7 protein-coding genes are annotated in these 8,766 nt (G+C 45.4%); 4 read left to right on the top strand and 3 right to left on the bottom strand.

Annotated features, from left to right (window positions below; translation table 11 throughout):
- Positions 1-141: 141 nt before the first annotated feature.
- The 3 genes from C7B77_RS02000 to C7B77_RS29535 form a co-directional block, all read right to left on the bottom strand.
- Positions 142-2,874, bottom strand: a complete 2,733-nt coding sequence (locus C7B77_RS02000) for an HAD-IC family P-type ATPase (RefSeq protein WP_106299814.1) — start codon at positions 2,872-2,874, stop codon at positions 142-144.
- Between the two features lie 520 nt (positions 2,875-3,394).
- Positions 3,395-4,030: a Vat family streptogramin A O-acetyltransferase gene (locus C7B77_RS01995; protein ID WP_425430811.1), complete on the bottom strand. Its 636-nt coding sequence runs from the start codon at positions 4,028-4,030 to the stop codon at positions 3,395-3,397.
- Positions 4,031-4,109: 79 nt separating this feature from the next.
- Complete coding sequence (locus C7B77_RS29535; protein WP_181243672.1) at positions 4,110-4,268, bottom strand: hypothetical protein; 159 nt, start codon at positions 4,266-4,268, stop codon at positions 4,110-4,112.
- A gap of 137 nt (positions 4,269-4,405) precedes the next feature.
- Here C7B77_RS29535 and C7B77_RS01990 point away from each other — a divergent pair, with 137 nt between their 5' ends.
- From C7B77_RS01990 to C7B77_RS01975, 4 genes are read left to right on the top strand one after another with little or no spacing between them, the layout of a single operon-like run.
- Positions 4,406-5,647 carry a diaminopimelate decarboxylase family protein gene (locus C7B77_RS01990; RefSeq protein ID WP_106299810.1) on the top strand — a complete coding sequence of 414 codons (1,242 nt, stop codon included), beginning with the start codon at positions 4,406-4,408 and terminating at the stop codon, positions 5,645-5,647.
- A complete protein-coding gene (locus C7B77_RS01985) occupies positions 5,644-6,957 on the top strand; it encodes a toprim domain-containing protein (RefSeq protein ID WP_106299808.1) in 1,314 nt (437 codons plus the stop codon). The genes C7B77_RS01990 and C7B77_RS01985 overlap by 4 nt, the downstream gene beginning before the upstream one ends.
- A 20-nt stretch (positions 6,958-6,977) precedes the next feature.
- On the top strand, positions 6,978-8,087 hold the full coding sequence (locus C7B77_RS01980; RefSeq protein WP_106299806.1) for a toprim domain-containing protein: 1,110 nt from the start codon (positions 6,978-6,980) through the stop codon (positions 8,085-8,087).
- Between the two features lie 8 nt (positions 8,088-8,095).
- Positions 8,096-8,713, top strand: a complete 618-nt coding sequence (locus C7B77_RS01975; RefSeq protein ID WP_106299804.1) for a metal-dependent hydrolase — start codon at positions 8,096-8,098, stop codon at positions 8,711-8,713.
- Positions 8,714-8,766 lie beyond the last annotated feature (53 nt).

Here is an 8,766-nt window from a genome sequence, read left to right as displayed (position 1 = left end):
TTATAAGGGGGGGTTGGGGGGTAAACCAACCTTAAACGAAGTCTAGTGAACTTGTGTATACACCCCTTTCATAAGGGGAGGTTGGGAGGGGTAAAGATCTGTAGCAGTAATTTAGAGAAATGGTATAAGTAGCAACTTGAGTTATTTAGGCGGATCGAATCGATTGGCAATAGCGGCGATCGCGATCGTCGGTAAACTCGCACCGATACAGATCGCCCATAATTCTAGCGACATCGGTGCGGTTTCAAACACATTATTAATAATCGGAGCATTGCTAAAAACAATTTGCAAGACGATCGCCCCGACTAATCCGATCGCTAACGCTGGCGCACCCTGCACTCGATCGGTCGAGCCTCTCAACTTGGCAATCGTCGCAGGTAAAAGCTGACTGATACTGAGTAAATAAATCATTCGCCCCATCACCAATGCCTGAATTGCCATCGTGCGCGCCAGTGGTAGAGTACCCCAAGGAGTTTGCTGCACCCATTCAAACATCCCAAAAATCAGCGTCCAGTTATAGAGCGAAACCGCTAAGATCCGCTTAATCCGATTGGCAGTGAGGAATTGTTCGGTGGCGGGACGGGGTGGGTGTTTCATCACGCCCGTAGATTTTGGCTCAAAGGCGAGCGGTACTGTCATCGCGATCGAATTGAGCATGTTCAGCCAGAGAATTTGTAGTGATAAAATTGGCAATTCGCGACCTAGCAAGGTGCTAATCAAAATCGTCATCGATTCCCCACCATTAACGGGCAAAATAAAGCAAATTGCCTTAATTAAGTTCTGGTAAACTGCGCGCCCCTCTTCGACCGCCGAGCCGATCGAGGCAAAATTGTCATCCGTCAAAATCATATCGGCAGCGGCTTTCGATACTTCCGTCCCGCTGCCCATCGCAATCCCAATATCGGCCTGTTTGAGGGCGGGGGCATCGTTGACCCCATCGCCAGTCATGGCGACAATTTCGCCTCTAGATTGCAATGCTTCGACCAAGCGCAGCTTTTGTTCTGGTGCGACTCTGGCAAAGACGACCCCTTGAGTAACGGCATTCGCTAGATCGGATGGGTTCATCCGTGACAAGTCCGCACCGCTATAGGCGATCGATTGCTTGACTTGGTTCCGAATGCCCATTCTGCGGGCGATCGCGCTGGCTGTTTTGAGATGGTCGCCTGTAATCATCTTCACCTGAATTCCGGCAGCTTGACAGGCACGGACGGCGGCGATCGCGGCAGGTCGGGGCGGATCGATCGATCCCTGAAGCCCCAAGAACACCAGATCGGCTTCGAGATCGGCATGGTCGATCGACTGGATCGACGCAGATACGCTCTTTTTAGCGAAGGTCAAGACTCGTAAGCCCTGTTGGGCGATCGCATCGATCCGCGCCTCGATCGACTCTCGATCGAGTGGATCTAAATTACCTGCGGGATTTAAACGGGCGACACAGCGAGGTAACAACGCCTCAGCCGCACCTTTGATATAAATAGTTTTTTGCCCCCGCTCTCGACTGGCGTGCAGGGTCGCCATGTACTGAAACTGCGATTCAAAGGGAATGCTATCGAGCCGAGGATACTCACTGGTTGTTTCGGCTGGATCGAAACCAGCTTTCAGAGCCGATACAATTAGCGCGCCCTCAGTCGGATCGCCGACTATTTCCCACTTATCCGCCGCTCGTTGCAATTGCGAATCATTACACAATAGCCCAGTCAGTAGACACTCTGACAATGCCGTATTTGGGACGAGGCGATCGGTAGGATCTTCAGTGCCTTCCAAGGAGATCTGGCCCTCTGGCTCGTAGCCTTGCCCCGTCACCGTATAAGTCAAGCCGCCAGCATCTATTACTTGCACGGTCATCTGATTTTCGGTCAAGGTGCCCGTTTTATCAGAACAGATGACCGTCGCACTACCCAAAGTTTCCACTGCTGGTAATTTCCGAATGATGGCATGATTGCGCGCCATCCGCCTGACCCCGATCGCGAGCGTCACCGTAATCACCGCAGGTAAACCCTCGGGAATCGCCCCAACAATCAGTGCGATCGATGCTTCCACGGCATCCTTAAAACTGCGTTGCCCCAAGCCCACTGCAAAAGTCAGCGTGGCCATCCCCAACACAAAAAATAGCCAATTTTGGCTAAATTGGTTGAATTTACGAGTCAATGGCGTTGTCAGATCTGTCCGTTGTTCGATTAGGCTAGAAATTTTGCCTGTTTCGGTGTGATTGCCTGTGGCGATCGCAATCCCAATCCCTTGCCCGAAGGTCACGAAACCGCCTGCATAAGCCATATTCGTTCGTTCGGCTAGCGGTGCTTCTGGTTCGAGTTCGCTGTCAATATTTTTCTCAACCGCTACTGATTCGCCAGTCAGAGCTGATTCGTCGATCTGGAGATCGCGAGTTTTAAATAAGCGCAAATCTGCCGGGACTTTATCGCCAGAAGCGAGTAACACGATATCTCCCGGCACCAGTTGAGTAGACTGCACCTTGGTTTTGCTGCCATCGCGAATTACAGTTGCTTCGGTGACAATACTAGTAGCCAGAGCCGAAATTGCATCTTCAGCTTGGGCTTCTTGAAAATAACTGACGATCGCATTAGTGGTCGTCACGCCCCAAATCACCGCCGCATTTACCCATTCACCCAAGAGGGCTTTAATGGCTCCAGCACAAACGAGGATAATCAATAATGGCTGATTGAACTGCAAGATAAACTTCAGCCATCCCGGTTTACCTTTTTTAGCGATTAATTCATTCAGACCAAATTCGCGTTGCCGCTTCGCAATCTCATCGACAGCTAATCCCCGATCGGGATTGCTAGCTAGTCGCTCGAAAATTTTCGATACTGGCAACTGATGCCACATGGTCTGCGGCACAGAATCGATATTAGCCATATTTATGTTGAAATCGACTACTAGAACGGGTTGATATTAATTGATAATTGATAATTGATAATTGATAATTGATAATGGGGTTGTTAAGATGAGAGTCTCAACCCCGACTTAACAACAATCCACCTAAAAAGTTGGAGATTTAACCCCCTGTTTTTGTTAAATGTGTTTGCGACCAATGTATTAAGCTGGAGTACGTTTCGATCGAGAGCCAGACCATTCATAATTATCGGCGATCGCCTCATTTTAATTTTAACTAATTAGAGTTTATCTTTCAATTTTGAGGAAATTGTGAGCGCGATATTTTCCCTCGATCGCAAATAAAATTGACTGAGTTGCTACTCTTAAAAATTATCCCAGACAAAAAATCGAGAGCGATATTCTCATGTCTTGCGCCAGTACATAAAAACTGATAAAAATAGCATCGAAAGTTACTCCTAAGTACTAAAACTATCCACTATTCACTAAAACACTAGTAACTATGTTTTGATGCAAGATGTGAGTATCACAACTTTTATTTTCCCTAATCACAATTTATTAAAGCTTCCAGATCTGCCGCGACAATCTGCTCTAGATTGCGAGTAATTTTCTCGATTTCCCAATTCCACCAAGCGATTTCAATTAAGGCCGCGATCGTCTCATCATCAAAGCGTTGGCGAATACATTTAGCCGGATTGCCACCGACGATCGTATAGGGCGCAACATTACCCACGACAACCGATTTAGCAGCAACAATCGCTCCGTCGCCGATTTGGACTCCTGGCATTATCGTCGCTTCATAGCCAATCCACACATCATTACCGACGATCGTATCGCCTTTGTACGGTAGTTCTTCCGATCGCGGCATGACTTTTTCCCAACCATTACCGAAGATTTGAAACGGATAAGTCGAAAACCCAGCCATTTTGTGACTCGCCCCATTCATAATGAACTTGACGCCTGTTGCTAGAGCACAAAATTTGCCGATGATTAGACGATCGCCAATAAATGGGAAATGATAAAGAACGTTCCGCTCGAAATTTTCGGAATCTTCTAGATCGTCATAATATGTGTAATCGCCAATGATAATATTGGGATTCAATACGGTATTTTTAATGAAGCAGACTTGAGGAAATCCCTTCATGGGATGCTTATCTTGAGGATTGGCTCCTACCACGATCGCTCGCTCCTGAATTTTAAAAATGTATTTGGTACCGATAATCTCAGCCTAACATTGCTCAGACATTGCCCCTAAGCTGTTAGTCATTTAATTTACTTACCTCTTCCCCGCTCCCCGCTGTCTTGTCTTGACGTGCTCGACCTGGAGGAAACCTCCAGAACGCACGTCGCTGATTTGCTAACCCGTCGGGAAACAAAGGCGTGCGCAAATCGCTCCCCGCTTTCAAGAAATCTAACATGCGATCTAAATGCCTGATAGCTTATCCCGATTTTTGTAGGTAATTCATCGCCCGATTTAGGCGTATTGAAGAGACACCCGCTCCAGCAAAACAGAAAGTTAATGCTATGCTGCGATCGATACTCCAAGCAGATCGATATGGAGCGACACCAATATCCCCATCACGATTCCCTCCCCTTCTCGCTATCTACAGCGCAAGAGCTAGTCTCTGTCTATGGTTCGCCGTTGTATGTCTACCAACTCGATCGACTCTGTGACACGATCGATCGCATTACCAATTCTATTCCCTATCCCGATACCCAGTTTCAGTTTGCCAGCGTCACTAATGGGAATGTCGCTCTCCTTCAGGTTTTTAAAAACAAAGGTTGGGGAATTCATGCCAATACCCCAGGAGATATCCATCTGGCTCTGACTGCGGGTTTTGCACCCGATCGCATCGTCTATAGCGGTAGCAATCTCGATCGTCAGGAGCTGCGGGATGTTTTGGAATGGGAGATTCACTCACTTAATTTGGATAGCCTGAGCCAACTTGAGACTTTAGTAGCCGTGCGGGAAACTTTTGTAAATCCTCATACTGCTATCTACCCACAGCCTCGACTGGGATTGCGCTTGAACTTCCCTGCTTTAACTGGAGAAAGTCGGATCGGCGTACATCCCGATGAATTCGATCGCGCCAATGAGATCGCCCGTCAGGCAGGTTTAACGATTGCTGGATTACATTTCTATCGGGGTACGGGGACGAATGCGACACAAGCGTTTGTAGATGCCATTGAGACGATATTATCGATCGCGATCCAGTTACCAGATCTAGCTTATTTAGATTTCGGCGGTGGATTTGGCTATCCCTATCGTCATGACAAAGCGGCTTTTGATTGGCTGGAATTTGGGTGCATATTAACTGAAAAACTAGCCAAGTTAGATAAACAGATTCAACTGACGATCGAACCCGGACGCGCGGCGATCGCGGGTTGTGCGGTACTATTAGCGCGGGTAGTTTCGACAAAATGGCAGGGAGAAAAACAGATCGTCGGTGTCGATACCACTGTTGCAAATCTCTCGGTACCATCGGTACATGGTGGCTATCGAGAGATTGTTAGCTGGCAAAATAGCGATCGATTATTTACCACCGATGTTTGTGGAAACACCACCTATTCTCGCGATTATTTAGGGCGCAATTGCCAGCTACCGCGACTAAAGATCGGCGATATTATTGCCATTCGAGATGTCGGCGCATATGGTTATGCCATGTCTTCTCACTTTCTCCATCGTCCGCGCCCAGCAGAAGTATTATTAGATGGCGATTTTCATCGACTTATCAGACAGCGAGAAGATTATCGTGTTTTATTAACCAATCAAATCTTTGAGGAGGATCGATCGTGAAATGTATTAACTGCGATACTGACAATAATCTCAAAGATCGTACCGCAAATCTGGGTTGGTGTAAGAGTTGCAATCATCCCTTTGCCTTCGAGCCGACAGCAATGCCAACCCAGACGAGATTAACCGATCCATTTTTTGCCAAGTTAATCGCCGACACATCAGCTAATAACACCTTATTCTTCACACCCAGACAACTTTATTATTTATTAGACAAACGACTGCGATCGCGGTTTAGTAAGGTTAATATCGCGACTAATCCGGCTGCTTATTTAGGGTGCGGTTTATTCTTTATTGTATTTGCGATCGTTTGGGTGAGTGGCTTCTTTCGATTGTCGCATAGTCTAGTCGCTCCGATTGTCATCAGTTTATATGCGACTTGGATCGTGTTAGCGGTATCTCAAAGCGCGCTCTCTAACTACCTCAATCGGCGCACTCGTCTGAATAGTATTAAAACTCTCAAAATTCTATCTGGGGTACTTCTCTTAGTGGGGTTACCTGTCAGTATTGTTGCCAAAACACCAATCGGGATTATTTTCTCGATCGGATTGGGTGTTGCTGCGGCGTGGTTGAGCTGGGATTGCAAACGCCAACAGAGTCAAATTTTTGATGCTTTTTTAGTCGAGCAGACTCAATTTGAAGAATGGCTCGATCGCTGGAATAGTATTAATAATGCACCTGCTAAAATATTACCTCCACCGCAGAATGCTAGTTTACCCGCTGCATCAAATCCTGAAGTTACTGCCTATAGTTTCGATCGCGTAGTTATCTGCGATACTCCAGAAATCGCGCAATTATTAATTAGTAACAACTTCCACTTTGAAAATAACTGTGCGATTCTGACGATCGATGGTTATCCTCAGAGTATTTTTACTACCACGATGGAAATGCTCCGCCGCAATCCCGATCTCAAAGTTTATGCTTTGCATAATTGTTCGCCTAACGGCGTCAGATTAATTCGTCGCCTGCGCGAAGAAACTTGGTTTCCCAATCCAGAGATTCCCATTATCGATGTCGGTATTCTCCCCCGCCAAATTATGGATAATACCGACGTGATGACGCCTCAGTCTGAAGCATCCGCTCGAACATCTCAACAACTAGAGCCAGAGATCCGCGCCAGTCTCAACCCTGATGAATTAGCATGGCTCGATGCTGGTTGCTATCTAGAATTAGAATCTTTCTCACCTCAAAAGCTCATCCAGATTTTACAACGCGCGATAAATGAAAGTCGGGAATTAGCAGTAGTTGAAGGTGGCGATATGGTAATTATCGATAGTAGCCCTGGTTTTTATACTGTCGAAAGTTTTGGTTAGGGTTTAGGAAAGTAAGGATTATGAGATGTATTAATTGCAGCACAGACAATACGCTTCAAGATCGAACCGATAATCTCGGCAGGTGTAAGAAATGCGGACATTATTTTGTCTTTGAGCCGAAAATGATGTTGTCCAAGGTCACAGTAACAGATGTATTTTTCGCAAGATTAATTACTAAAGTATCTGCTAATGAGACATTGTTCTTTACATCTAGCCAGCTTTATTATTTACTAAATATGCGACTGCAAGCTTATGTCAATAAAAATGACTTAGCTACAGTTTTTCTTTTTGCGTTGTTCATCATAGTTAGTTTAATAGCCAATATAGATAAAGCAAGAATTATAGGGACTATTATTATTGCACTTATAGGAGTTGGCGGTATTTTTTATTTTGTAGGCAAGCCTCGAAAAAAACGAAAGGTTTCCGATCCACTTGGAATAGATCGAGCGCAATTCGATCGCTGGTTAGCTCGCTGGAATAGTATCAATAACCCACCAGAAAAGCTTTTACCTATTCCAGAAACTAACAATTTACCAGCCGCACCGAATGTAGAAGTTACGGCATATAGTTTCGATCGCGTAGTTATATGCGATACTCCAGAAATTGCACAACTATTAATTAGTAATAACTTCCACTTTGAAAACAACTGCGCTATCCTGACGATCGATGGTTATCCGCAGCATATTTTTACCACCACCATGGAGATGCTGCGCCGCAATCTCGACTTAAAAGTCTATGCGCTCCACAATTGCTCTCCCAAAGGTGTTCAACTCGCCTCTCGCCTGCGTCAAGACGAAAATTGGTTTCCCAATCTTACCATTCCGATTATCGATGTTGGTATTCTCCCGCGTCAGATTATCGACAATCTCGATATCTTAACGTTGCAATCTACCGCATCAGCCGAATTAGCGCAACAATTACCTCCCGATGTCCGCAATAGTTTAAATCCCAATGAATTAGCATGGCTAGATGCTGGCTGCTATCTAGAATTAGAATTCTTCTCCCCACAAAAGCTAATTCGGATTTTACAACGTGCGATTAGTGAAAGTCGCGAGTTAGCCGTAATTGAAGGTGATGGAATGGTGGTAGTAGATAATTTTAATTTTTACACAGTCGATAGTTTCGGTTAGAGATTATTATGTCATCATTTGTCGGTCATGGTTTGGCAGGTTTGACGGTATATCTGACAACGATGGAGTTACGATCGATTCGTCAAGATCGATCGATTCGACATAATTTACCGTGGCTAGTGTGGCTAATTACGATCGCATCTATACCGGATATCGACTACCTCGTCCCTTCACTAATTTTACAAAATAATAACTATCGCATCAGGACTACTCATTCATTTCTCGGGGTATTAATCGTCCCCGCTTGCACTATTTTAGGATTGTGGCTGTTAGGCAATCGCGGCAAAACTCTTAAGCTACGGAGTTGGCAATCAATACTAGCTGGTTTCTCTCATCTATTATTAGATCTGCTTACTGGCGTTTTACCATTACCATTACTTTATCCCAACCTGGAAGTTTTTAAGCTCCCGTTTGGACTATTGCCGAGTGCTGGTAAGATTCAACTTACTAATTACCTATTCTATCGAAATCTGGCGATCGAGTTAGGTGCGATCGTGCCCCTGGCAATTAGTCTAATCCTGATAATTCACGATACAACTCCCTTCGGCAAGCATCGATTTTTTATTACTGCTGGAATGCTAATTTCAGGTGGCTTTATGTTTTGGGCATCTACTCTGAATAGGTAGCAAAATTGATATTATTTCAGGTAGGGGCAATTCATGAATTGCCCCTACCTGAA

It is taken from the genome of Chamaesiphon polymorphus CCALA 037 (assembly GCF_003003845.1).
GTDB lineage: Bacteria > Cyanobacteriota > Cyanobacteriia > Cyanobacteriales > Chamaesiphonaceae > Chamaesiphon > Chamaesiphon polymorphus.
Note: the sequence above shows the minus strand (reverse complement) of the source record. Positions and strands in the feature narration are given on the sequence as shown.

What these genes read in the sequence shown, in the direction of transcription:
- C7B77_RS02000 (WP_106299814.1), bottom strand. Translation starts at nt 2,874, where the DNA reads ATGGCTAATATCGATTCTGTGCCGCAGACCATGTGGCATCAGTTGCCA.
- C7B77_RS29535 (WP_181243672.1), bottom strand. Translation starts at nt 4,268, where the DNA reads ATGTTAGATTTCTTGAAAGCGGGGAGCGATTTGCGCACGCCTTTGTTT.
- C7B77_RS01990 (WP_106299810.1), top strand. Translation starts at nt 4,406, where the DNA reads ATGGAGCGACACCAATATCCCCATCACGATTCCCTCCCCTTCTCGCTA.
- C7B77_RS01980 (WP_106299806.1), top strand. Translation starts at nt 6,978, where the DNA reads ATGAGATGTATTAATTGCAGCACAGACAATACGCTTCAAGATCGAACC.
- C7B77_RS01975 (WP_106299804.1), top strand. Translation starts at nt 8,096, where the DNA reads ATGTCATCATTTGTCGGTCATGGTTTGGCAGGTTTGACGGTATATCTG.